We start from the raw sequence: 23,579 nt of genomic DNA, 5'->3' as shown, positions 1-23,579 counted from the left end.
TCCTAATCATCGGATGTTGGATGGTTCCCCCTTGTCGTGGCGATCGGGGGGAATAATTGGGAATGTGACGGATGGACCCAAATCGGGCATCCTTATCGCAGCCGACCCCGCGACTGTAGAACGGTCAGGGTTCGCCATCGGGCTCAAATTCAGAGCTGCCAGCCGGTTGCATGGGGCAATCGAGGCAGGTCGGGATCGAGCCGGAAAAGCCACTGGCGTGGCATCGTGATCAGCCGGGTTGGACGCCTCTTCTTCTACGAATCGTCCGCCTTTCACGAAGCCGCCCACAGCGCCCATGCGTCGGAGACGACGCGCAAAGGTTCGCTGTGGCACCGGAAAGCGCCGGGAAGGTGAGGCGGGCCGCTCGGGTCCTGACATCGGAACCTCGTCCATTCTGAGCGAGGCGATGTGGGGCCTCGTGACGCCGTGAGCCAGGAGACCTGCCACCCGACATGGGCATTCCGCCCGAGGAGACGTGTCGTCTCCAACGCCATCACGGAGGTTGTTTTGGCTCTCAGATACTTTCCCGAACGCGCCGCCGGCGCGTCGAACGGCTGTTGCCATCTGCCGCTGACCTTGGCGCGGTCGCGATGAGCAATCCCAGCGCCGGACCCGTTCTGGTCCTCGGCGGCGCCCGTTCCGGCAAGTCCAGCTTTTCCGAGAAGCTCGTCGAAGCGTCCGGCCTTACCAAACATTATGTCGCCACCGGCCGCGCCTGGGACGACGAAATGCGCGCGCGCATCGACCATCACAAGATGCGCCGCGGCGAAGGCTGGACGACGCACGAGGAGCCGGTCGATCTCGTCGGCATTCTGCGGCGCATCGACGACCCCACCCATGTCGTTTTGATCGACTGCCTGACGCTGTGGGTCACCAATCTGATGCTTGAGGAGCGCGACATCGAGGCGGAGTTCGCCTCGCTTGTTGCCTACCTGCCGCAGGCGCAGGCGCGCTTCGTGTTCGTTTCCAACGAAGTCGGCCTCGGCATTGTGCCCGAGAACCGCATGGCCCGCGAGTTTCGCGACCATGCCGGCCGGCTTCACCAGATCGTTGCGGAGAAATCCGCTGAAGTTTACTTTGTCGCGGCCGGTTTGCCGCTGAAAATGAAGGGTTGAATAATGACCACTGCGAGAACCAGCCACGGCAAGATCCCGGCGACTGTCATCACCGGCTTCCTCGGCGCCGGCAAGACGACGATGATCCGCAATCTGTTGCAGAACGCCGACGGCAAGCGCATCGCGCTGATCATCAACGAGTTCGGCGATCTCGGCGTCGACGGCGACGTCTTGAAGGGCTGCGGTGCGGAGGCCTGCACCGAGGACGACATCATCGAACTTACCAATGGCTGCATCTGCTGCACCGTGGCCGATGATTTCATCCCGACCATGACCAAGCTGCTCGAGCGCGAAAACCGCCCGGACCATATCATCATCGAGACCTCGGGCCTGGCTTTGCCGCAGCCGCTGATCGCCGCCTTCAACTGGCCGGATATCCGCAGTGAAGTCACCGTCGATGGCGTCGTCACCGTGGTCGACAGCGCTGCCGTTGCCGCCGGCCGCTTTGCCGATGACCATGACAAGGTCGATGCGCTGCGCGTCGAGGACGACAATCTCGACCATGAAAGCCCGATCGAGGAACTGTTCGAGGATCAGTTGACCGCTGCCGACCTGATCGTGCTCAACAAGACCGATCTGATCGACGCGTCCGGCCTCAAGGCGGTACGCGACGAGGTTTCCTCGCGCACCAGCCGCAAGCCGACCATGATCGAGGCGAAGAACGGCGAGGTGGCCGCCGCCATCCTGCTTGGCCTCGGCGTCGGCACCGAAAGCGATATCGCCAACCGCAAGTCGCATCACGAGATGGAGCATGAGGCGGGCGAGGAGCACGACCATGACGAGTTCGACAGCTTTGTCGTCGAGCTCGGCGCCATCGCCGATCCGGCCGCCTTCATCGATCGCCTCAAGGGCGTGATATCCGAGCACGACGTGCTGCGTCTCAAGGGTTTTGCCGATGTGCCTGGCAAGCCGATGCGCCTGCTGATCCAGGCGGTCGGTGCCCGCATCGACCAGTATTACGATCGCGCCTGGGCGGCCGGCGAAAAGCGCGGCACGCGTCTCGTCGTCATCGGCCTGCACGACATGGACGAGGCGGCGGTTCGCGCTGCGATTGCTGCGCTCGTCTGATCGTTCATTGAATGAAATGATCTAACGCATTGAAATAACGCAATTCCGGACGGAAGCCGCTTCACGCGTTTCCGTTCGGAATTGCCCGAACGGACAAGACCATGCATCTGCTTCTCGCCCAGAAAGGAACGATCGCCGACGGCAACGAGGCGATCGACCTTGGGCAAACGCCGGCCGACATCCTGTTCCTGTCTGCCGCCGACACCGAGCTCTCCTCGATCGCCGCCGCCCACGGCCGGCGTGACGGTGGCCTGAGCCTGCGCATTGCGAGCCTGATGAACCTGATGCATCCGATGTCGGTCGACACCTATGTCGAGCGCACGGCGCGTCATGCGAGGCTGATCGTCGTCCGGCCGCTCGGTGGCGCCAGCTATTTCCGCTATCTGCTCGAAGCCTTGCATGCGGCCGCCGTCACCCACCGTTTCCAGATCGCGGTGCTGCCGGGCGACGACAAGCCGGACCCGGGCCTTGAACCGTTTTCTACGGTTGAGGCCGATGACCGCCAGCGGCTCTGGGCCTATTTCAACGAGGGCGGCGCCGACAATGCCGGCCTGTTCCTCGACTATGCCGAGGCGCTGGTTTCAGGCGCCGAGAAACCGCAGCCGGCCAAGCCTTTGCTGAAAGCCGGCATCTGGTGGCCGGGGCGGGGCGTGATCGGGGTTTCGGATTGGTTGAGTGTTGTGGGGGCTGGAGCCCCCGCATGCGCAAATCCCACCATCGCCATCTGCTTCTACCGCGCCCTCGTCCAGAGCGGCGAGACGCGGCCGGTCGAAGCGCTGATCGATGCGCTGAAGGTGCAAGGGGTTCGGGCACTGCCGGTCTTCGTCTCCAGCCTCAAGGATGCGGTCTCCGTCGGCACGCTGCAATCGATCTTTTCCGAGGCCCCACCCGACGTGGTGATGAATGCCACCGGCTTTGCCGTTTCTTCGCCCGGCGCCGATCGTCAGCCGACGGTGCTGGAATCAACAGGCGCGCCGGTGCTGCAGGTGATCTTCTCCGGCTCATCACGGCAGCAATGGGAGACATCGCCGCAGGGGCTGATGGCGCGCGATCTGGCGATGAACGTGGCGCTACCGGAGGTCGATGGCCGCATCCTTGCGCGCGCCGTCTCGTTCAAGGCGGCGTCGATCTACGATGCGAAAGTCGAGGCTAACATTGTCGGGCATGAGCCGCTCGAAGATCGGGTGCGTTTTGCCGCCAGCCTTGCCGTCAACTGGGCGAAGTTGCGTCGCACCGAACCCACCGACCGGCGGATCGCCATCGTCATGGCCAATTATCCGAACCGCGACGGGCGCCTCGGCAATGGCGTCGGTCTCGACACACCGGCCGGCACCGTCGAAGTGCTGCGTGCCATGACGGCAGAAGGCTATGCGGTGGGCGACGTCCCGGAGGATGGCGACGCGCTGATGCGTTACCTGATGGCCGGGCCGACCAATGCGGCAGGCCGTGATCGTGAAATTAGAGAAACAATTTCGCTCAGCGATTACAACGCCTTCTTCGATTCGCTTCCGAAACAGATTCAGGATGAAGTTGGCGGCCGTTGGGGCGCGCCCGAGGCCGATCCGTTCTTCCTCGACGGCGCCTTCGCGCTGCCGCTCGCCCGCTTCGGCGATGTCATCGTCGGCATCCAGCCGGCGCGCGGCTACAACATCGATCCGAAGGAAAGCTACCACTCGCCGGACCTGGTGCCGCCGCATGGCTATCTCGCCTTCTATGCCTTCCTGCGCCATCAGTTCGGCGCGCAGGCCATCGTGCACATGGGCAAGCACGGCAACCTCGAATGGCTGCCGGGCAAGGCCTTGGCGCTGTCGGAGAGGTGTTATCCCGAGGCGATCTTCGGGCCGCTGCCGCATGTATATCCGTTCATCGTCAACGATCCGGGCGAAGGCACGCAGGCCAAGCGCCGCACCAGCGCCGTCATCATCGACCACCTGACGCCACCGCTCACGCGCGCTGAATCCTATGGTCCGCTGAAGGATCTGGAAGCGCTGGTGGACGAATATTACGACGCGGCTGGTGGCGACCCGCGAAGGCTGAGGCTCTTGAGCCGCCAGATCCTCGACCTCGTGCGCGACATCGGCCTCGACAGCGATGCCGGCATCGACAAGGGCGACAGCGACGACAAGGCGCTGGAAAAGCTCGACGCCTATCTCTGCGACCTCAAGGAAATGCAGATCCGCGACGGCCTGCACATCTTCGGCGTGGCGCCGGAGGGGCGTCTGCTGACGGATCTTACCGTGGCGCTGGCCCGCGTTCCCCGCGGACTTGGCGAAGGTGGCGATCAGAGCCTGCAGCGTGCAATCGCGGCGGATGCGGGGTTCGCCTTCGACCCGCTCGATTGCGTGATGTCGGATGTCTGGACCGGCGCAAAACCATCGATCCTCACCGATATCTCCGACGCCCCCTGGCGCACCAACGGTGACACCGTCGAACGCATCGAGCTCCTCGCCGCAAGCCTCGTCTCGGGTGAGCAGCCTTGCCCAGCGGATTGGACCAACACGCAAGCCGTGCTCGACGAAATCGAGACCCGCCTCAAGCCCTCCATTACCGGCTCCGGTGCTGCCGAAATGGCCGGTTTTCTCACCGGTCTTGACGGCCGCTTCGTCGCCCCCGGTCCTTCCGGCGCGCCGACCCGCGGCCGCCCGGACGTGCTGCCGACGGGGCGCAACTTCTACTCCGTCGACAGCCGCGCCGTGCCGACACCTGCCGCCTATGAGCTCGGCAAAAAATCCGCCGAACTGCTGATCCGCCGCTACCTGCAGGATCACGGCGAGTGGCCTTCCTCCTTTGGCCTCACCGCCTGGGGCACGGCGAACATGCGCACCGGCGGCGACGACATCGCCCAGGCGCTGGCGCTGATCGGCGCCAAGCCCGTCTGGGACATGGTTTCACGCCGGGTCACGGGCTACGAGATCGTGCCGCTTGCCATGCTCGGCCGGCCGCGCGTCGACGTAACGCTGCGCATTTCCGGTTTCTTCCGCGATGCCTTCCCGGACCAGATCGCCCTCTTCGACAAGGCGATCCGCGCCGTCGGCGCGCTGGAGGAGGACGATGCCGACAACATGATCGCCGCGCGCATGCGGGCGGAAAGCCAGCGGCTGGAGGCAGAAGGCGTCGAGGCTCAAGAGGCCGCGCGTCGCGCCTCCTATCGCATCTTCGGCGCCAAGCCCGGAGCCTATGGCGCAGGCCTGCAGGCGCTGATCGATGAGAAAGGCTGGGACAGCAGAGCCGATCTCGCCGAGGCGTACCTCACCTGGGGCGCCTACGCCTATGGCGCCGGCGAAGAGGGCAAGGCCGAACGCGATCTCTTCGAGGAGCGGCTGCGCACCATCGAAGCGGTGGTGCAGAACCAGGACAACCGCGAGCATGACCTGCTCGACAGCGACGACTATTACCAGTTCGAAGGCGGCATGAGCGCTGCCGCCGAGCATCTTGGCGGCACCAGGCCGGCGATCTATCACAACGATCATTCCCGGCCGGAAAAGCCTGTCATCCGCTCGCTGGAGGAAGAGATCGGCCGCGTCGTTCGGGCGCGCGTCGTCAATCCCAAGTGGATCGATGGCGTCATGCGCCACGGCTACAAGGGCGCCTTCGAGATCGCCGCCACCGTCGACTACATGTTCGCCTTTGCCGCGACCACCGGTGCGGTGCGTGACCATCACTTCGAGGCCGCCTATCAGGCCTTCGTCGTCGACGAGCGCGTGGCGGAGTTTCTGCGCGACAAGAACCCGGCCGCCTTTGCCGAGCTTGCCGAGCGGCTGCTGGAAGCGATCGACCGCAATCTCTGGACCCCGCGCTCGAACTCGGCGCGGTTTGAACTTGGAGGCATCAGCGGCGCCGCCACCCGGCTTCGCGCCGGCAACGAATAGAGCAGCTCCGGGCACGGTTTTCCGTCCGGAATTGCCTGGAAGCAAAGACTTGGGTTCCGTTTCGCGTTCAGTGAAACACGGAAAAGGAACAGATGCGGGATCAGAGCTGCGGTTTTGCATCCATCCCGCCAACCGGAATTGAGGGAGTTATCATGAGCGATGAGACGACAAACAGCGGCGAAGCCCCTGCCGAGAAGGACGATGCCCGCCACGCCATGAAGATGGCGAAGAAGAAGGCCGCCCGCGAAAAGATCATGGCGACGAAGACCGACGAGAAGGGCCTGATCATCGTCAACACCGGCAAGGGCAAGGGCAAGTCGACCGCCGGTTTCGGCATGATCTTCCGCCATATCGCCCACGGCATGCCCTGCGCCGTCGTGCAGTTCATCAAGGGCGCCATGGCGACCGGCGAGCGCGAACTGATCGAAAAGCATTTCGGTGACGTCTGCCAGTTCTACACGCTCGGCGAAGGCTTTACCTGGGAAACGCAGGACCGCGCGCGTGATGTGGCGATGGCGGAAAAGGCCTGGGAAAAGGCGAAGGAACTGATCCGCGACGAGCGCAACTCGATGGTGCTGCTCGACGAGATCAACATCGCGCTGCGCTACGACTATATCGACGTCGCGGAAGTCGTGCGCTTTCTGAAGGAAGAGAAGCCGCATATGACCCACGTGGTGCTCACCGGCCGCAACGCCAAGGAAGACCTGATCGAGATTGCCGATCTCGTCACCGAGATGGAGCTGATCAAGCATCCGTTCCGCTCTGGCATCAAGGCGCAGCAGGGCGTCGAGTTCTGATGAGCCAGAGCTGGCAGTTCTGGGCGCTGCTTTCGGCAGCCTTCGCTGCCCTGACGGCTGTGTTCGCCAAGGTCGGGGTCGCGCAGATCAACTCCGACTTCGCGACGCTGATCCGCACCGTCGTCATCCTCTGTGTGCTCGCCGGCATTGTGGCTGCGACCGGGCAGTGGCAGAAACCTTCGGAAATCCCGGGCCGCACCTGGCTGTTCCTGGCACTGTCCGGCCTTGCCACGGGCGCTTCGTGGCTTGCCTATTTCCGGGCGCTGAAACTCGGAGACGCCGCCCGCGTGGCGCCGATCGACAAGCTGTCGATCGTCATGGTCGCGATCTTCGGTGTTCTCTTCCTCGGCGAAAAACTCAACCTGATGAACTGGCTGGGCGTCGTGTTCATCGCCGCCGGCGCGCTGCTTCTGGCGGTGTTTTGAGGTTTCATGATCGGTTTGTTGCTTCGAAGCGATTTGCTCACTGAACTTTAAGAGGCAATCGCGGTAACTGAATGGATGGTATCTGCTCAGCGCTAAATGGTATTTCCAAAATGAATTACGGCGATGTCGGCCTCAGAAAGGCATTTGGTCCCTATGCGGTATTCTTGTCCGTCAGTTTTCTTTTCGCGACCATTGTTGTCTACTTATACTTAACGTTGTTCGACGATCAGGCAATCGTAAGGCGGCTCGGGATCGAGGGGCTGAGCCTCGAAACATGTGTGAGTGCATCTTATTGGATCGCGAACTCAATTTACATTTCGCATAAGCTCCTATCGATCGTAGTATTTTTCAGTTTTGTCGTTGCATTATATTTCTCGTATAAGTTCAATTCTCTCCTTTTTGTTGGTGTCACTATTGTCGGGTCATTGTGTATTTTCCCGTTCGCGATAATGTTTCTCAGCAGTAACGTTTTCATCATTCCATCGTTGCTCGTATCTTCATGTTCTCATGGGGGTGCGTCTGTGTTTTATATTTTAGTGTTAATGATCAACATGATGTCGGCCTATGTAATTTTAGGAATCGCCTATTTTTTGTTCAAAGCTCACAGAGACGGTCTTGGTCGCGACTGAAGCCGGTGACGTAGTTGCTGCCAGTCCGTCAAAATCAAACCCACCGGCGGACACGCCCGCAATAGGCACTGTATGCCTCGCCGAAAGCGCGGGAGAGGTGGGTTTCCTCCATGCGGATCTGGTAGGAGATCGAGATCCAGGCGGAAAGCGCCAGCGCCACCGAGACGACGTTGGGCACCGCCAGCACCGTACCGGTCAGCGCCGTGACCATGCCGGCATAGATCGGGTTGCGGGAGAAGGCATAGAAACCTGAGGTGACGAGCGGCGCGTCCTGTTCCTCGGGGATGCCGATCTTCGCCCATTGCGACAGCATCGTCAGCCCGCCGCCGAGCGCCATGAGTACAAGGCCAGCGGTGTGAAGCAGCGGCCCGTCGAGCACCGGGATCCTGCCGAGCGAAGCGCCGACCGCCTCCGGAAAGGCGGCGACCGCCAGCAGGTGAACCACCAGCGCCGCCACGACTACGCGAAAGAGTTTGCCTGTAAATCCTTCGGCATCGTCGCCATAGGTCATCACGACGGGTGAGCGGCCGGATTGAACGCGGCGCAGCATCGCCAGCGCCAGGGTGAAAAGGCCGACGATAAGCATCAGGATGGCGGGAAGGGTGTTGGACATTGGAACCTCTGGGCAACGACAGGATGACGCTTGCGGCCGGGCGGCCTGTCTGACAGTCTCTGGCTCGCCCGACTTCCGCGACGCATTTCCTGTAAGTTGCAATCTCTAGCGGCTAGAGGTTCAAGGGGTTGAGCACTCGACTTTCGTTTTGGTTGCCGCATGTTGTATCGGCGAGTGTCGATGACAGGGAATGCTCGTCGGGCCCTAGGGGGATGTCACCGCCATATCCGCACATTGCCTAGATTCAGACAGGCCAGATCGCCCCATGACCACCCAATGACCGACATCTACGCAGGGTGGTCGGCTCCGGTTTCCAGGAAGCGATCCGGCGTTAGCTTGTCCTGATCGTTCTTAGTGGTCCGAGAGTTCCTCGGCCGTTGCGGCGATCTCGGAGCCACCGAACGTGCCGTCGACATACTTGAAAACCAGTATGCTCATGATCGAGGCGGCGATTGCAATCACGACTATACGCATTCGGCTTTCCCGGTGGTCGTTGCGATCTACAGCAACACCCGGCGAAGGCCTTGGTTCCCGCATTTGGACTAGTTGGCAGGAACAATTGCAGGCGTCGGCGATGGGGCGGTCTCCAAATCCGGCCGAACCGCCAGAATGCTTATTACGAGAGCGACGAGAACGCAGATGAGCATGAGGAAGGCGATACCAGCTTTGTCCATGCCCCGACATCAGACGTTCAATGTGTGCAAATCGAGGCGGCGGCACAGCCGCGTTTAGGGTTGCCCTCTGTGCGGGGGGCCTTGATGAGGCTTCTGGAAGCACGCATATAGATGCCCACATTGTTTAGATCGCGGGTGTACCTTGAAGACCGTTGCTAGAGTTGTGTTTGCTATCGCATCACTTTTGATAATCGCATCATGCAGTGAAACCGGCTCAGCCCAAACGACCAAAGCGAGCGCGTCCGCGGTCCAGCAGGCAGCCAAAGCAAAGGCGGCTCCCACGCCGAAGATGAGCCGAAAGCAGAGAGCCGCAGCGGAAGCTGAGGCAAAGGCGCGTGCTGAAGCGCGCAGTCCTCGGCAATGCAAGACCCCTAAGCAGATATGTGGTTACGGCGCCGGGCCAGCAGGCGAAGAATGCTCATGCTGGTCAACCACAGGCGCGCCCGACGTTGGTCTGACAGTCAAGTGACGTTCACCTAAGTCGCGGCATCTGGTTAGAGTCTCGGCGAGCGGGGAATGCGCGCCGGGACTCAAAGCCCCAGCCAGATCCTGAGCGGATGCGTCGGATAGGCGAGTAGCCGGATGGCGAGCGCGATCGAGACGATGACCAGCAGCGGCTTGATGATCTTGGCGCCCTTGGCCATGGCATAGCGCGAGCCGACCTGGGCGCCGAGAAACTGGCCGACGCCCATCATCAGGCCGACCTTCCAGAGGATGGCGCCGAAGAAGAGAAATACGCCAAAGGCGCCGACGTTGGAGCCGAAGTTGAGGAACTTCGTATGCGCTGTCGCCTTCAAGACGCCGAAGCCGGCCAGGGTGACGAAGCCGAGCATGAAGAAGGAGCCGGTGCCGGGACCAAAGACGCCGTCGTAAAAGCCGATCAACGGCACAAGCGTCAGCGTGAAGACGAAGGGCGTGATCCGACGGTGCTGGTCGACGTCGCCCATGTTCGGCTTGAGCCCGAAATAGAGTGCAATGGCGATCAGCAGGAAGGGCAGCACGGCCTTCAGGACGTCGCCTGGAACGATGGTTGCAAGCAGCGCCCCCAGCACGGAGCCTGCCGCCGACATCAGCGCCATCGGCAATTGCTCTTTCAGGTTCACGTGACCGCGCCGCGCATAGGAAAGGCTTGCCGAACCCGAGCCGAACAGCCCCTGCAGCTTGTTGGTGCCGAGCGTCTGCAAGGGCGGAATGCCGGCGATCAGCATGGCGGGAATGGTGATCATGCCGCCGCCGCCGGCGATCGAATCGATGAAGCCGGCGATGAAGGCGGCAACGAACAAGAAGGCGAGCAGGTGGAAGGCGAGATCTTGCACGGGAGGGACTCGGGGAGAGGGAGACGTATGGAGGTTTTGCCGCCTTGTGTCAGAGCCGGCCACGATTTGCAAAGCCTTCTGTTGCGGCGTTGTTGGCCGCCCGGGCGGACGACCTTCGAATCTTTCACGGAATCAAAAACTTGTCCTGAGTCGCTGTGTTTCTGGATGGAGGCGCCGGCGATCGAATGGCGGCCGACACAGGCGGCTATAGCGATCCGCCGGGCAACTGTGCGCCTTCGTCAATCGCGACATGGCGATGGCGCAATCCGGTTTGACCGGTCTCCCGCGCTCCGGTAAAAATGACAATCATGCGACGGCGTCCGCTTCGGTGGACTGAAAGAGCGTCCGGTGCGGCCGACCCAGCCAGGGGGCCATCAGCCGGTGCTGTCCAGATCGGCCGGAACGGTTCGTTCCTGCCGGCGCTTCGTTAAGGAAAACCGACGAAGGGAGCCGGCCGCCGATGCCATCGGTTAGCGGATCAGCACAAATGAAAGAAGAGGCCGGGCTGGTGCTCGGGCTCGGTTGCGAGCGCCGCACGCCGGCCGAAGAGGTGATCGCACTTGCCGAGCGCGCTTTGGCAGACGCCGGTGCCAGTGCCGGCGATCTGAGGCTGGTCGCCTCGCTCGACGCCCGCGCCGAGGAACCGGCGATCCTTGCGGCCGCGAAGCATTTCTCCGTTCCTGCAGTCTTCTACGACGCGGCCACGCTAGAGGCCGAAGCCTCCCGGCTCGCCAATCCCTCCGAGATCGTCTTTGCCCACACCGGCTGCCATGGCGTGGCCGAAGGGGCAGCGCTTGTTGGCGCCGGCGGCAAGGCCGTGCTGATCGTGCCGAAGATCGTTTCCGCGCATGCGACGGCGGCGCTTGCCGGGCCGGCGGCATTGCGTGTCGAAGAGTACCGTCAGGCGGCGGAGGTCGCCTGATGCACTTCTATGTTATTGAATTGAATCAATCTTTTGTCCGGGTTTGCTCTGAAATGGAATCCGGTTCTTCGCAGGTCGAGTTAGGCGCGCCGTCAGGTGGAGCCCGTATACAGGTGAGGCAGCACGCATGATCGACGACCTCTTTGCCGGATTGCCGGCGCTCGAGAAAGGTTCGGTCTGGCTCGTCGGCGCCGGTCCGGGAGACCCGGGCCTTTTGACGCTGCATGCGGCCAATGCGCTGCGCCAGGCGGATGTGATCGTGCATGATGCGCTGGTCAACGAGGATTGCTTGAAGCTCGCCAGACCGGGCGCCGTGCTTGAGTTTGCGGGCAAGCGTGGCGGCAAGCCGTCGCCGAAGCAGCGCGACATCTCGCTGCGGTTGGTCGAGCTTGCGCGCGCCGGCAACCGGGTGCTGCGGCTGAAGGGCGGCGATCCCTTCGTCTTCGGCCGCGGCGGCGAGGAGGCGCTGACGCTGGTCGAGCACCAGATCCCGTTCCGCATCGTGCCGGGCATCACCGCCGGCATCGGCGGCCTCGCCTATGCCGGCATTCCCGTTACCCACCGCGAGGTCAACCACGCCGTCACCTTCCTCACCGGCCACGATTCCTCCGGCCTCGTGCCCGATCGCATCAACTGGCAGGGCATCGCCAGCGGCTCGCCGGTGATCGTCATGTACATGGCGATGAAACATATCGGCGCGATCACCGCCAACCTCATTGCCGGCGGCCGTTCGCCGGACGAGCCGGTCGCCTTTGTCTGCAATGCGGCGACGGCGAACCAGACGGTGCTGGAAACGACGCTTTCGCGCGCCGAGGCCGATGTCGAGGCGGCCGGGCTCGAACCGCCGGCGATCGTCGTCGTCGGCGAGGTGGTGCGGCTCCGGGCAGCGCTCGACTGGATCGGTGCGCTTGATGGTCGCAAGCTCTCGGCCGACCCCTTCGCCAACCGCATTCTCAGGAACCCGGCATGAGCGGACTGCTGATCGCCGCACCTTCGTCGGGCTCGGGCAAGACGACGGTGACGCTCGGGCTGATGCGGGCGCTGAAGAAGCGCGGCGTCGCGATTGCGCCGGGCAAGGCGGGCCCCGATTACATCGATCCCGCCTTCCATGCGGCCGCGACCGGCGAGCCCTGCTTCAACTTCGACCCCTGGGCAATGCGGCCGGAACTGCTGCTTGCCAACGCTTCGCATGCCACGACCGGTGGCCGCACGCTGATCGTCGAGGCGATGATGGGGCTGCATGACGGCGCCGCCGACGGCTCCGGTTCGCCCGCCGATCTCGCAGCGACGCTCGATCTTGCCGTCATCCTCGTTGTCGATTGCGCCCGCCTGTCCCATTCGGTCGCCGCACTCGTTCGCGGTTATGCGGATCATCGCGACGATATTCGGGTGGTTGGCGTCATCCTCAACAAGGTCGGCAGCGACCGGCACGAGATGATGCTGCGCGATGCGCTGGAGCGGGTGAGCATGCCGGTTTTCGGTGTCTTGCGGCAGGACAGTGCGCTGCAACTGCCCGAGCGCCATCTCGGCCTCGTGCAGGCGGGCGAGCATGGGGCGCTCGAAGGTTTCATCGGGGCTGCTGCCGAACGCGTGGAGGCGAACTGCGACCTCGATGCCGTCGGCCGCGCTGCGACGATCTTTCCGCACGGGTCGGTCACGAGGATCGAGCGGTTCCGGCCGCTCGGGCAACGAATCGCCGTGGCGCGCGATATCGCCTTTGCCTTCTCTTACGAGCATCTGTTGTTCGACTGGCAGCGGGGCGGCGCCGAAATCTCGTTCTTCTCGCCGCTCGCCGACGAAGCGCCGGATCCTTCGGCCGACGCCGTCTATCTGCCGGGCGGTTATCCGGAGCTGCATGCGGGGCACTTAAGTGCTGCTTCAACCTTCCGTACCGGCATGCAATCCGCGGCGGAACGCGGCGCCCGGATCTTCGGCGAATGCGGCGGCTACATGGTGCTCGGCGAAGGGCTTGTCGCCGCCGATGGCGCACGCTACGACATGCTCGGCCTGCTGCCGCTGACGACCAGTTTTGCCGAGCGCAGGCGGCACCTCGGCTATCGCCGCGTCGTGCCTGTCGACAACGCCTTCTTCGATGGACCCATGACGGCGCACGAATTCCACTATGCGACCATCGTCGCCGAAGGTGCGGCGGACCGGCTGTTTGCGGTCAGCGATGCGGCCGGCGAGAATCTCGGCCATGCTGGCCTCAGGCGCGGCAATGTCGCCGGCTCCTTCATGCATCTCATCGACATCGCAGGCGCGCCATGAGCGCACCGATCGTTCACGGTGGCGGCATCACCGAAGCCGCAGCCCGCTTTGGCGGCCGCTTCGAAGACTGGCTCGATCTTTCGACCGGTATCAATCCTTGCCCCGTCGCCGTGCCGGCGGTGCCGGAACGCGCGTGGCACCGGCTGCCGGATCGGCAGACGGTGGATGACGCACGCCTGGCAGCGGCAGATTATTACCGCACCAATGGCGTGCTGCCGTTGCCGGTGCCGGGCACCCAGTCGGCGATCCAGCTTTTGCCGCGTCTCATAAATGAAAACGGGAAGGCGCCGGCGAACAGGCGCGTCGCGATCTTCGGGCCGACCTATGGCGAATATGCCCGTGTGCTGTCGGCAGCCGGCTTTGCCGTCGATCGCGTCGAAGATGCCGCTGCGCTCAGCGCCGAGCATGCCCTGGTCATCGTGGTAAACCCCAACAACCCGACTGGCCGTGCCTTCGCGTCCGCCGAACTTCTGGCGATGGCGGCGAGGCAGAAGGCAAACGGCGGGCTGCTGCTGGTCGACGAAGCCTTCGGCGATCTTGAGCCGGAGTTGAGCGTCGCCGGCCATGTGCGCGATGAAGGCAACCTCATCGTCTTCCGCTCCTTCGGCAAGTTCTTCGGGCTCGCCGGTCTGCGCCTCGGCTTCGTCGTCGCGACGGAGCCTGTGCTTGCGTCCTTTGCCGATTGGCTCGGTCCCTGGGCCGTCTCCGGCCCGGCGCTGACCATCTCGAAAGCGTTGATGCAGGGCGACACCAGGGCGATTGCGGCCGGTATCCTCGAGCGGCGAGCCGGCCTCGATACGGCGCTTGATGGAGCAGGGCTCAAGCGGATCGGTGGAACAGGGCTCTTCGTGCTGGTCGAGCATCCGAGGGCCGCTCTGTTGCAGCAGCGGCTCTGCGAGGCGCATATCCTCACGCGCAAGTTCGACTATGCGCCGGAGTGGCTGAGGATCGGTCTGGCACCGGATGCGGTGGGTGACCGGCGACTGGCGGATGCGCTTGCGCGGATGGAGCTCTGAATGTCGGAGACCATCCTTCTCATCCTCGCGCTGGCGCTGGTGATCGACCGCGTCGTCGGTGACCCGGACTGGCTCTGGGCGCGTCTGCCGCATCCGGTCGTCTTCTTCGGCAAGGCGATCGGCTTCCTCGATGACAGGTTGAACCGCGAGAATCTGGAGGACGGCGCGGCCAGGTTTCGTGGCGTTGTCACCATCGTGCTGCTGCTTGCCGTCAGCGCCTGGTTCGGCCACCTGCTGCACCGCTTGTTCGCCACTCTCGGTCCGGTCGGCTTCCTGCTGGAGGCGGCGCTGGTCGCGGTTTTCCTGGCGCAGAAGAGCCTTGCCGATCATGTGCGCCGCGTTGACGAGGGCTTGCGGCAAGGGGGGCTCGAAGGCGGGCGGGCGGCCGTTTCGATGATCGTCGGCCGCGATCCGAAGACGCTCAACGAACCGGCGGTCTGCCGCGCGGCGATCGAAAGCCTCGCCGAAAACTTCTCCGACGGCGTCGTGGCGCCGGCCTTCTGGTATGCGATCGCCGGTCTGCCCGGTCTGCTCGCCTACAAGATGCTGAACACGGCCGACTCGATGATCGGCCACAAATCGCCGAAATATCTGCACTTCGGCTGGGCTTCGGCGCGGCTCGACGATCTTGCCAACCTGCCGGCAGCACGGCTCTCGATCCTGCTGATCGCCGCCGGCGCACTGATCCACCGTGGCACGCGCGCCGCCAAGGATGCGTTGACGGCAGCCCTTCGTGATCACGGCCTGCACCGCTCGCCGAATTCCGGCTGGCCGGAAGCGGCGATGGCAGGTGCGCTCGATCTGCAGCTTGCCGGCCCGCGCATCTATGGCGGCGTCAAGGTCAGTGAGCCGATGATCAATGGTCCGGGTCGCGCCGTTGCGCGAAGCGAAGATATCGATGCCGGCATCGCCGTGTTCTATGGCGCCTGCACGGTAATGACCGTTTTTGTTCTTGCCGTCGCGATGATTTGATCGTTTCGGCGGCTCCCGTCTTGCGAAATCGAGCTTCGCATTAAGACTTTGCTTTCCATATGTATTAAGATTGCTTCATACTCGGCCGGTTATTCTCTTCGGACGTTTGGTTCCACCGGTAAGTGTTTGTCATCCCGGAGAGAGAAGCATGCGGAATGCGTTTTCGACTGTGCTCTTTGCCGCATTGATGCAGTTTTCCGTTCAGCCGGCGAACGCCGCCAATCTCATTGCCAATATCAGCCTGTCGTCGCAGACCATGACCGTCAAACAGAATGGCGTCGTCATGTACCGCTGGAAGGTGTCTACCGCCCGCAGGGGCTATGTCACGCCGCGCGGCAGCTGGAGGGCCAAATGGCTCTCACGCTACCATCGCTCGAGCAAATACGACGACGCGCCCATGCCCTATGCGGTGTTCTTCAATGGCGGTTACGCCATTCATGCCACCTATGACATCAAGCGCCTCGGCCGCCCGGCGTCACACGGCTGCGTGCGGCTGCATCCGAACAACGCCGCCGAGTTCTTCGCGCTGACGCGCGAGCATGGGCTGAAGAACACGCGCATCGTGATTGCGCGCTGATCGGAGCTGCCCCTCATCCGGCTGCCGCCACCTTCTCCCCGCAGACGGGGAGAAGGGACCTGTGGCGCCGTTTCCGTTTCATCATCGGCGGCCTCCTTTGGGGGACTAACCGCAGGCGACGTTCCCTCTCCCCGCCTGCGGGGAGAGGGGTAGGGTGAGGGGCAATTTCGCTGCTGGAAAATTCGGTGTAACACCGCACATCTGCGAGCGTCTTCGCAGCCACCGCTGAGCGCGGCTCAGTCGATCCCGCCGACATGCATCAGCCGCTCGAGGCTCGGCACGGTGACGTGGCGGCTGTTTTCGATGCGGATGACGTTTTCCTTGCGCAGCTTGGTGATCTGCCGGCTGACGGTTTCGATCGTCAGGCCCAGATAGTCGGCGATGTCGGCGCGCGAAAGCGGCAGGTCGAATTCGTTCGCGGTCCCCTGTTCGGGATCGATATGGGTCGCAATGATGTAGAGGAAGCTCGCCACCTTCTCCTGAGCGGTCTTGCGGCCGAGCGTCAGCATCCAGTCGCGCGCCTCGTCGAGCTCTTTCAGCGCCTGCTCGTGCAGTCGGTGTTCCAGCCCCGGCGCCTCGGAAACGAGCCGCTCGATGACATTGCGCGGGAAGGCGCAGATGTCGGTGTTGACGGCGGCTTCCGCCGTCAGCGCGCTTTCGCGGGTGAAGGGGCGGCCCATGAAATCGGGCGCGAACTGCAGGCCGACGATCTGCTGGCGTCCGTCAGCCAGAACCTTGCTGAGCTTGACGACACCGCTGATGATGTTGGCGTAGCTGTCCGTCGTCTCGCCCTGGCCGACGACCTCGCGGCCCGGCTCGATGCTGCGGCGTGTCGAGTGGCGGGAGAGGTCGAGAAGCTGATCCGGGGTGAGCGTTCCGCAAACGCCGCCATGACGGGCCTCGCAGGCTGCGCAGACGGTCGGAATGTCCGAGTTATGGATATCCTTGCGGCGATGTTCGTTCACGATCTGCAATTCTTTCTACCTGCATGTCGTTGCTCTTACAGCGCCGCGCGTCTCGTCTGACGCACAAAGGTCGCTGTAGCACTTTGAAGTGCTGCATGTTTATCCTTCAAAGGAAACATGCAGCAGGATGACCAAAGAGGATGCAGGTCGTTAAATCAAGAGTTGACAGGTGCTAATTTCGAAAGCGCGAAACAATGTCTCATGTTGAATTGCGCATTGTCAATTTTAACGTGTTAATTCGACAACTTGATCAAAATCAAAGGCACGTTTGCCCATTCGTCCTATGCCATCGTCATGACAGCGGAGAGACCGATGGAAGACGCGCTCATCCTCAAATATTCAGGCCCTGTGCCGCGCTACACCAGCTACCCGACGGCCCCGCATTTTTCCGAGACGGTGGGCACAGCGGATTATGAAAGCTGGCTCGATGCGATCGGCGCGGGGGAGGCGATTTCGCTCTATGCCCATGTGCCCTATTGCGACCGGCTCTGTTGGTTCTGCGCTTGCCACACCAAGCAGACACTGCGCTATGAGCCCGTGGCGACCTATCTCAGAGGCCTGCACCGCGAGGTTGCAGAAGTCGGCGGACGGGTGAGCCGCGAGGCCAAGGTGACGGCGCTGCATTTCGGCGGCGGCTCGCCGACGCTCGTCCGGCCGGATGACATGATCGCGCTCAAGCGCACCTTCACCGATCACTTCACCTTCACGCCCGATTGCGAGATCAGTGTCGAGATGGATCCGAACGACCTCGATGAGGCGCGCCATGATGCGCTGGCCGTGATCGGCATGACACGGGCGAGCTTTGGCATCCAGGATTTCGATCCTGAGGTGCAGAAGGCGATCAATCGCATCCAGACCTTTGAGCAGACGCGCGGTGCGATCGAGGCATCCCGGGCGAGGGGCGTCCACTCGGTCAATTGCGACGTTCTCTACGGTTTGCCCTATCAGAGCCTCCAGTCGCTGGAGCGCACGATAGAGGCGGTGCTGACGCTTGTTCCGGATCGCGTTGCGCTCTTCGGCTATGCGCATGTGCCGTGGATGAAGACGCATCAGAAGATGATCCCGGACGAGAGCCTTCCCGGCATTGTCGAGCGCTTTGGCCAGATGACCCGCGCCGGCGAGATGCTGGTTGCGGCGGGCTACGAAGCCATCGGCATCGATCATTTCGCAAAGCCCGGAGACAGCTTGGCGCGTGCCAGCCGGGAAGGGCGTCTCCGTCGCAATTTCCAGGGCTATACGGACGATGCCGCGGAAACGCTTGTTGGCCTCGGCGCCTCGGCGATCGGCCAGTTTCGTCAAGGTTATGTCCAGAACATGCCGGCAACCGGTGAATATCTGCGTCATGTGGAAGGGACGGGGCTGGCCGCGGTTCGCGGCTACCGCTTCACGCCGGACGACCGGCTGAGGGCAAAAGTGATCGCCGACATCATGTGCCGTTTCGCCTTCTCCTTTGACGAGGTCGAGCAGGCATTTCCGGGTCTGGCCGGCGCGGTGATCGAGGAATCGCGGCTGTTTCGGGCGCGCGATGCCGACGGGTTGACGACGATCGAGAACGGCATCTTCCGCCTGACCGAGCGCGGCCGACCCTTTGCCCGCTCGGTGGCGGCTACCTTTGATGCCTATCTCGGTAACGGCCGTGGCCGGCATTCGGTGGCGGTCTGACCGATGCGCCTATCCGTACTGTGGGCATCAGAGCGCCTTGTGCGCGCGGCGCTCTGGCAACACCGGTTTCCAATTTGCAAACCGTTGCCATCTAGGCCATTGGCTTTTGCAGCGCATTTACCTATAGGATCGCCGAGACTCGACATAGAATAAAGAGGTATGCGCGTGACAGCTACATTCGACAAGGTTGCCGACATCATCGCCGAAACGAGCGAGATCGATCGCGAGACGATCACGCCGGAAAGCCACACGATCGACGATCTCGGCATCGACAGCCTGGATTTCCTCGACATCGTGTTTGCGATCGACAAGGAATTCGGCATCAAGATCCCGCTCGAGCAGTGGACGCAGGAAGTCAACGAAGGCAAGGTTTCGACCGAAGAGTACTTCGTTCTGAAGAACCTCTGCGCCAAGATCGACGAACTGCGGGCTGCCAAGGGCTGATCGGGCTTTCGCCCGAGCCTTGCCGCACCAATTCCAATGCCGCCCGTCGCGCCCTGCGCTTGACAGGCGGCATTGGCGTTTTTACTTGAGCCCGAAACGAACGGCCCGAAAACGAACAGGGTGAGCCTCAATGCTCCTTGAATACTTCCAGATGATCGATCGTGTCGAAACGGTCGATCTTTCGGCTGGCCGGCTGACGGCGCGGTCCGTGGTGCCAGAGAAGAGCCCGGTGTTCGAAGGCCATTTCCCAGGCTATCCGCTGGTTCCGGGCGTGCTTCTGATCGAGACCATGGCGCAGGCCTCCGGTTTCCTGGTGCTGGCCGCCACCAATTTTGCCGCCATGCCCTTCCTGATGTCGGTCGACGGCGCCAAGATGCGCACCTTCGTCGAGCCCTCGGCCGAACTTGAGATCGAGGCTTTCCTCGAACACGAAGGCTCGGGCTTTGCCGTCACCAAGGCGAAGATCACCTCGGCCGGCAAAAAGGTGTGCGACGCCCAGCTGAAACTGAGGACGATGCCGTTCGATCAGGTTCCGCTCGGCGATATCGTGCGCAAGCGGGCCGAGGAAGTGGGTCTGATGGCGGCTCTTTCGGCAACAGCCGGTTCGGAGAAGTAAGATGAGCAAATCCGCAAACGACGTTGTCATTACCGGCGTCGGTATCGTCACCAGCCAGGGCGTCGGCGTCGAGCCGCATCTGGCGCTGCTCACCGCCGGCACATCGCCGGCCGTGCGGGTCGAGACAGAAAAGTTCAGCCCCTATCCGGTGCATCCGCTGCCGGAAATCGACTGGTCGCAGCAGATCGCCAAGCGTGGCGACCAGCGCCAGATGGAAAACTGGCAGCGCCTCGGCGTGTTTGCCGCCGGCCTGGCGCTCGATGATGCCGGCCTCAAGGACAATCTCGAAGCCTGCGGCAGCATGGACATGATCGTCGCTGCCGGCGGCGGCGAGCGCGACATCAATGTCGACTCGCTGATCGTCGACGAAGCGCTGAAGCGCAACGATCGCGAACAGCTCCTCAACGAAAAGCTGACGACCGAGTTGCGCCCGACGCTGTTCCTCGCCCAGCTTTCCAACCTGCTCGCCGGCAACATCTCGATCGTGCACAAGGTCACCGGTTCTTCGCGCACCTTCATGGGCGAGGAAGCGGCCGGCATCTCGGCGATCGAAACCGCCTTTGCCCGGATCAAGGCCGGCCAGTCGACGCACACGCTCGTCGGCGGCGCCTTTTCGGCCGAGCGTCTCGACATCATCCTCCTCATCGAAGCGATCCAGGGCCATGCGCTCGGTGACTGGCACCCGATCTGGTCGCGCAGCCAGGATAATGGCGGCGGCATGATCCTCGGCTCGGTCGGCGCCTTCCTGGTGCTGGAATCGCGCGAATATGCCGAAGCCCGCGGCGCCCGCATCTATGCTTCGATCGACGCGATCGGCGGCGACCGCGGCGCGCGCGACGGCGGCAAGCTCGAAGCGCGTCTTGGCGACCTCGCCAAGCCTGCGGAAAAGCTTGATGCGGCCTCAACCGTCGTGTTCTCCGGTACGTCTGGTTTCCATGAGCTCGTGGCGCGCGAAAAGGCGTTCCTCGACAAGACGTTTGCCGGTGCGCCGGTGCGTGCCTATGGCGGTCTCGTCGGCCACAGCATCGAGGCGCAGTTCCCACTGGGCTTGGCGCTGGCAGCACTGACGCTGGGCGAGGGCGCCAAGGTGCCGGCCTTTGACGCCGGTGCGGAAAAGCCGATGACGGCGGCGGCGAAAAGCGCCGTGGTCACCACCATCGGCCATTCGCGCGGCGAAGGCGTCGCCGTTCTTTCGGCGGAATAACAGGAGCGGACCATGAGCAACGCTTACAAGGACCATCTCGGCCGCCCGATCATCGCCATTACCGGCATGGGCGTCATCACCTCGCTCGGCCAGGGGGTCGAAGACAACTGGGCAGCCCTTTCGGGCGGCGTCTCGGGCATCCACAAGATCACCCGTTTCCCGACGGAAGGCCTGAACACCCGCATCTCCGGCACGGTCGATTTCATCGATATCCCCGCTGCCAACTCCGTCGAGCGTTCCTATGCCATGGCGCGCGAAACGACGCTGGAAGCTTTGGCGCAGGCCGGTATTTCCGGCGATTTCAACGGCCCCTTGTTCCTGGCTGCCCCGCCGGTCGAGCCGGAATGGAGCGCGCGCTTCGAGCTTGCCGACCGTTCGCCGCCTTCGGAACAGCCGGGTGATGCCTATAACCGCTTCCTCGCCGCCATGCGCCAGAAGGCCGATCCGGTGTTCCACGAGGCCGTGCTCTTCGGCTCGATCTCGGAACGCCTTGCCGATCGCTTCGGCACGCGCGGCCTGCCGGTGACGCTGTCGACCGCTTGCGCTTCGGGCGCCACCGCGATCCAGCTCGGCGTCGAGGCAATCCGCCAGGGCCGCACCGATCGTGCGCTGACGGTTGCGACCGACGGCTCGGTCAGCGCCGAGGCACTGATCCGCTTCGCGCTGCTTTCGGCCCTCTCCACCCAGAACGATCCGCCGGAAAAGGCCTCCAAGCCCTTCACCAAGGACCGCGACGGCTTCGTCATTGCCGAAGGTGCCGCGACCCTGGTGCTGGAATCGCTCGAAGCGGCTGTTGCCCGCGGCGCCCGCGTCTACGGCATCCTCAAGGGCTGCGGCGAGAAGGCCGACCTCTTCCACCGCACGCGCTCTTCACCGGACGGTGGCCCGGCGATCGCGACGATCCGCGCGGCCCTTGCCGACGCCGGCATCAATGAGGACGGTATCGGCTACATCAACGCGCACGGCACCTCGACGCCCGAAAACGACAAGATGGAATATCTGTCGATGTCGGCCGTCTTTGGCGATCGCCTGCCGTCGATCCCGGTCTCGTCCAACAAGTCGATGATCGGCCACACGCTGACGGCCGCCGGTGCGGTCGAGGCGGTGTTCTCGATCCAGACGATGCTGACCGGTACGCTGCCGCCGACGATCAACTACCAGAACCCCGATCCGGCGATCGTGCTCGACGTGGTGCCGAACGTGAAGCGCAGCCAGCAGGTGACTGCGGTGCTGTCGAACTCCTTCGGCTTCGGCGGCCAGAACGCCAGCCTTGTCATGACCGCCGAGCCGGCCTAAGCCGGAAACTCAAGAGCTGCAGCGCCTTTCTCGCGCCCCGTCGGGCGCGCGGCGCTGCAAAATCCAAGACGCAAACATGCCGCCAAGGCAGAGGAAGAACCATGCGCGCCCTGCAACTGCTCGATGACCGCAAGCTCGAAATCACCGACATTCCGGAACCGGAAGCGCCCGGCCCGGGCGAGGTGACCCTGCGCGTCAAGGCGGTTGCGCTCAACCATATCGACGTCTGGGGCTGGCGCGGCATGGCCTTTGCCAAGCGCAAGATGCCGCTCGTCATCGGCGCGGAAGCATCCGGCGTGGTCGACGCGATCGGTCCGGGCGTTTCGAGCGTGCTTCCGGGCCAGCTCGTATCGATCTATGGCGCGCGTACCTGTGGCCTCTGCCGTCCGTGCAAGGAAGGCCGCGACAATCTCTGCGAACATGTCGGCGGCGTGCACGGCTTCCATCTCGACGGCTTCGCGCAGGAAAAGATCAACCTGCCGGCGCGCCTGCTGGTCCCGGCGCCTCCGGGTGTCGATGCCGTCGCTGCAGCGCTTGCTCCGGTCACCTTCGGTACCGTCGAGCACATGCTGTTCGACAATGCCAAGCTTGAGCCGGGTGAAACCATCCTCGTCCATGCCGGCGGCTCCGGCATCGGCTCGGCGGCGATCCAGCTTGCCAAGAAGATCGGCTGCACGGTGATCACCACCGTCGGTTCCGACGACAAGATCGAGAAGGCCAAGGCGCTCGGCGCCGATCACGTCATCAACTACCGCACCGATCGCTTTGAAGGCGTGGTGCGCAAGCTCACCAAGAAGAAGGGCGTCGACGTCGTGTTCGAACACGTCGGCAAGGACACCTGGGCGGGCTCGATGCTCTGCATGAAGCGCGGCGGCCGTCTGGTCACCTGCGGTTCCACCTCGGGCGTTTCCACCGACATGAACCTGATGATGCTGTTCCAGCAGCAGCTGAAGCTGCTCGGCTCCTTCGGCTGCCGCATGGAGAACATGGCGAACGCCATGCAGAAGATGGCCCGCGGCCTGGTGCATCCGGTCATCGACACTGAAATCAGCCTCGATCAGATCGACCGGGCGCTGGAGCGCATGGAATCGCGCCAGATCTTCGGCAAGATCATCCTGAAGATGGATTGAT

21 protein-coding genes and 1 riboswitch are annotated in these 23,579 nt (G+C 63.1%); of the genes, 17 read left to right on the top strand and 4 right to left on the bottom strand.

Features of this window, described 5'->3' with window-relative positions:
- The first annotated feature begins 4 nt into the window (after positions 1–4).
- A riboswitch (cobalamin riboswitch) is annotated at positions 5–227 on the top strand.
- A 363-nt stretch (positions 228–590) separates the two neighbouring features.
- The 5 genes from cobU to BLU35_RS22765 all read left to right on the top strand — a co-directional run bounded on the left by cobU (position 591) and on the right by BLU35_RS22765 (position 7,274).
- Positions 591–1,115, top strand: coding sequence for a bifunctional adenosylcobinamide kinase/adenosylcobinamide-phosphate guanylyltransferase (gene cobU, locus BLU35_RS22785; protein ID WP_093234605.1), 525 nt, complete (start codon positions 591–593; stop codon positions 1,113–1,115).
- A 3-nt stretch (positions 1,116–1,118) separates the two neighbouring features.
- Positions 1,119–2,183 carry a cobalamin biosynthesis protein CobW gene (gene cobW, locus BLU35_RS22780; RefSeq protein ID WP_093234604.1) on the top strand — a complete coding sequence of 355 codons (1,065 nt, stop codon included), beginning with the start codon at positions 1,119–1,121 and terminating at the stop codon, positions 2,181–2,183.
- 101 nt (positions 2,184–2,284) lie between these two features.
- Positions 2,285–6,052 (top strand): cobaltochelatase subunit CobN, encoded by a 3,768-nt coding sequence (gene cobN / locus BLU35_RS22775; protein ID WP_093234603.1) that lies wholly within the window; start codon positions 2,285–2,287, stop codon positions 6,050–6,052.
- A 152-nt stretch (positions 6,053–6,204) separates the two neighbouring features.
- A complete protein-coding gene (cobO, locus tag BLU35_RS22770) occupies positions 6,205–6,849 on the top strand; it encodes a cob(I)yrinic acid a,c-diamide adenosyltransferase (RefSeq protein ID WP_093234602.1) in 645 nt (214 codons plus the stop codon).
- The gene (locus BLU35_RS22765; RefSeq protein WP_093234601.1) at positions 6,849–7,274 is read left to right on the top strand and encodes an EamA family transporter; all 426 of its coding nucleotides are present in this window, start codon (positions 6,849–6,851) and stop codon (positions 7,272–7,274) included. Before cobO ends, BLU35_RS22765 begins: the two co-directional genes overlap by 1 nt.
- A gap of 663 nt (positions 7,275–7,937) precedes the next feature.
- Here BLU35_RS22765 and BLU35_RS22755 read toward each other — a convergent pair.
- The 3 genes from BLU35_RS22755 to BLU35_RS22750 all read right to left on the bottom strand — a co-directional run bounded on the left by BLU35_RS22755 (position 7,938) and on the right by BLU35_RS22750 (position 10,506).
- Positions 7,938–8,516 carry a methyltransferase family protein gene (locus BLU35_RS22755; protein ID WP_093234599.1) on the bottom strand — a complete coding sequence of 193 codons (579 nt, stop codon included), beginning with the start codon at positions 8,514–8,516 and terminating at the stop codon, positions 7,938–7,940.
- Between the two features lie 351 nt (positions 8,517–8,867).
- On the bottom strand, positions 8,868–8,990 hold the full coding sequence (locus BLU35_RS36220) for a hypothetical protein (RefSeq protein ID WP_286161590.1): 123 nt from the start codon (positions 8,988–8,990) through the stop codon (positions 8,868–8,870).
- A 730-nt stretch (positions 8,991–9,720) separates the two neighbouring features.
- Complete coding sequence (locus tag BLU35_RS22750; RefSeq protein ID WP_093234598.1) at positions 9,721–10,506, bottom strand: TSUP family transporter; 786 nt, start codon at positions 10,504–10,506, stop codon at positions 9,721–9,723.
- 460 nt (positions 10,507–10,966) lie between these two features.
- Here BLU35_RS22750 and BLU35_RS22745 point away from each other — a divergent pair, with 460 nt between their 5' ends.
- The 6 genes from BLU35_RS22745 to BLU35_RS22720 all read left to right on the top strand — a co-directional run bounded on the left by BLU35_RS22745 (position 10,967) and on the right by BLU35_RS22720 (position 16,261).
- Positions 10,967–11,428, top strand: coding sequence for a cobalamin biosynthesis protein (locus BLU35_RS22745; protein ID WP_162764830.1), 462 nt, complete (start codon positions 10,967–10,969; stop codon positions 11,426–11,428).
- A 130-nt stretch (positions 11,429–11,558) separates the two neighbouring features.
- Entirely contained in the window at positions 11,559–12,398 is an 840-nt protein-coding gene (gene cobA / locus BLU35_RS22740; RefSeq protein WP_373419902.1) for a uroporphyrinogen-III C-methyltransferase, read from the top strand.
- On the top strand, positions 12,395–13,696 hold the full coding sequence (locus BLU35_RS22735) for a cobyrinic acid a,c-diamide synthase CobB (protein WP_093234596.1): 1,302 nt from the start codon (positions 12,395–12,397) through the stop codon (positions 13,694–13,696). The genes cobA and BLU35_RS22735 overlap by 4 nt, the downstream gene beginning before the upstream one ends.
- Entirely contained in the window at positions 13,693–14,712 is a 1,020-nt protein-coding gene (cobD, locus tag BLU35_RS22730; RefSeq protein ID WP_093234595.1) for a threonine-phosphate decarboxylase CobD, read from the top strand. Before BLU35_RS22735 ends, cobD begins: the two co-directional genes overlap by 4 nt.
- Positions 14,713–15,684 (top strand): adenosylcobinamide-phosphate synthase CbiB, encoded by a 972-nt coding sequence (cbiB, locus tag BLU35_RS22725; protein ID WP_093234594.1) that lies wholly within the window; start codon positions 14,713–14,715, stop codon positions 15,682–15,684. It abuts the gene before it with no gap.
- A gap of 148 nt (positions 15,685–15,832) precedes the next feature.
- On the top strand, positions 15,833–16,261 hold the full coding sequence (locus tag BLU35_RS22720) for a L,D-transpeptidase (protein WP_093234593.1): 429 nt from the start codon (positions 15,833–15,835) through the stop codon (positions 16,259–16,261).
- 236 nt (positions 16,262–16,497) lie between these two features.
- Here the strand turns inward: BLU35_RS22720 and BLU35_RS22710 are convergent, their stop codons facing one another.
- Positions 16,498–17,235: a Crp/Fnr family transcriptional regulator gene (locus BLU35_RS22710; RefSeq protein ID WP_058323185.1), complete on the bottom strand. Its 738-nt coding sequence runs from the start codon at positions 17,233–17,235 to the stop codon at positions 16,498–16,500.
- A gap of 303 nt (positions 17,236–17,538) precedes the next feature.
- On the opposite strand from BLU35_RS22710, the gene hemN reads away from it, so the two are divergent.
- From hemN to BLU35_RS22680, 6 genes are all read left to right on the top strand, one after another.
- Entirely contained in the window at positions 17,539–18,888 is a 1,350-nt protein-coding gene (gene hemN, locus BLU35_RS22705; protein WP_057254211.1) for an oxygen-independent coproporphyrinogen III oxidase, read from the top strand.
- 159 nt (positions 18,889–19,047) lie between these two features.
- The gene (locus BLU35_RS22700; protein ID WP_089044188.1) at positions 19,048–19,332 is read left to right on the top strand and encodes an acyl carrier protein; all 285 of its coding nucleotides are present in this window, start codon (positions 19,048–19,050) and stop codon (positions 19,330–19,332) included.
- Positions 19,333–19,462: 130 nt separating this feature from the next.
- Complete coding sequence (locus BLU35_RS22695; RefSeq protein WP_058327002.1) at positions 19,463–19,948, top strand: 3-hydroxyacyl-ACP dehydratase FabZ family protein; 486 nt, start codon at positions 19,463–19,465, stop codon at positions 19,946–19,948.
- Between the two features lies 1 nt (position 19,949).
- Positions 19,950–21,152, top strand: coding sequence for a beta-ketoacyl-ACP synthase (locus tag BLU35_RS22690; protein ID WP_093234592.1), 1,203 nt, complete (start codon positions 19,950–19,952; stop codon positions 21,150–21,152).
- Between the two features lie 12 nt (positions 21,153–21,164).
- Positions 21,165–22,448 (top strand): beta-ketoacyl-ACP synthase, encoded by a 1,284-nt coding sequence (locus BLU35_RS22685; RefSeq protein ID WP_065774608.1) that lies wholly within the window; start codon positions 21,165–21,167, stop codon positions 22,446–22,448.
- Between the two features lie 101 nt (positions 22,449–22,549).
- Positions 22,550–23,578: a zinc-binding dehydrogenase gene (locus tag BLU35_RS22680; protein ID WP_057254218.1), complete on the top strand. Its 1,029-nt coding sequence runs from the start codon at positions 22,550–22,552 to the stop codon at positions 23,576–23,578.
- Position 23,579: the final 1 nt, after the last annotated feature.

Source organism: Sinorhizobium sp. NFACC03, from assembly GCF_900103435.1.
Lineage (GTDB): Bacteria > Pseudomonadota > Alphaproteobacteria > Rhizobiales > Rhizobiaceae > Ensifer.
Note: the sequence above shows the minus strand (reverse complement) of the source record. Positions and strands in the feature narration are given on the sequence as shown.

Excerpts from the sequence above, each read along its gene's own strand:
- BLU35_RS22700 (WP_089044188.1), top strand. The coding sequence starts at position 19,048 with ATGCGCGTGACAGCTACATTCGACAAGGTTGCCGACATCATCGCCGAA.
- cobO (WP_093234602.1), top strand. The coding sequence starts at position 6,205 with ATGAGCGATGAGACGACAAACAGCGGCGAAGCCCCTGCCGAGAAGGAC.
- cobU (WP_093234605.1), top strand. The coding sequence starts at position 591 with ATGAGCAATCCCAGCGCCGGACCCGTTCTGGTCCTCGGCGGCGCCCGT.
- BLU35_RS22680 (WP_057254218.1), top strand. The coding sequence starts at position 22,550 with ATGCGCGCCCTGCAACTGCTCGATGACCGCAAGCTCGAAATCACCGAC.
- BLU35_RS22720 (WP_093234593.1), top strand. The coding sequence starts at position 15,833 with ATGCGGAATGCGTTTTCGACTGTGCTCTTTGCCGCATTGATGCAGTTT.
- BLU35_RS22755 (WP_093234599.1), bottom strand. The coding sequence starts at position 8,516 with ATGTCCAACACCCTTCCCGCCATCCTGATGCTTATCGTCGGCCTTTTC.
- BLU35_RS22690 (WP_093234592.1), top strand. The coding sequence starts at position 19,950 with ATGAGCAAATCCGCAAACGACGTTGTCATTACCGGCGTCGGTATCGTC.
- BLU35_RS22735 (WP_093234596.1), top strand. The coding sequence starts at position 12,395 with ATGAGCGGACTGCTGATCGCCGCACCTTCGTCGGGCTCGGGCAAGACG.
- BLU35_RS22745 (WP_162764830.1), top strand. The coding sequence starts at position 10,967 with ATGCCATCGGTTAGCGGATCAGCACAAATGAAAGAAGAGGCCGGGCTG.
- BLU35_RS22695 (WP_058327002.1), top strand. The coding sequence starts at position 19,463 with ATGCTCCTTGAATACTTCCAGATGATCGATCGTGTCGAAACGGTCGAT.
- cobW (WP_093234604.1), top strand. The coding sequence starts at position 1,119 with ATGACCACTGCGAGAACCAGCCACGGCAAGATCCCGGCGACTGTCATC.
- BLU35_RS36220 (WP_286161590.1), bottom strand. The coding sequence starts at position 8,990 with ATGCGTATAGTCGTGATTGCAATCGCCGCCTCGATCATGAGCATACTG.
- BLU35_RS22685 (WP_065774608.1), top strand. The coding sequence starts at position 21,165 with ATGAGCAACGCTTACAAGGACCATCTCGGCCGCCCGATCATCGCCATT.
- cobN (WP_093234603.1), top strand. The coding sequence starts at position 2,285 with ATGCATCTGCTTCTCGCCCAGAAAGGAACGATCGCCGACGGCAACGAG.
- cbiB (WP_093234594.1), top strand. The coding sequence starts at position 14,713 with ATGTCGGAGACCATCCTTCTCATCCTCGCGCTGGCGCTGGTGATCGAC.
- hemN (WP_057254211.1), top strand. The coding sequence starts at position 17,539 with ATGGAAGACGCGCTCATCCTCAAATATTCAGGCCCTGTGCCGCGCTAC.
- BLU35_RS22765 (WP_093234601.1), top strand. The coding sequence starts at position 6,849 with ATGAGCCAGAGCTGGCAGTTCTGGGCGCTGCTTTCGGCAGCCTTCGCT.
- cobD (WP_093234595.1), top strand. The coding sequence starts at position 13,693 with ATGAGCGCACCGATCGTTCACGGTGGCGGCATCACCGAAGCCGCAGCC.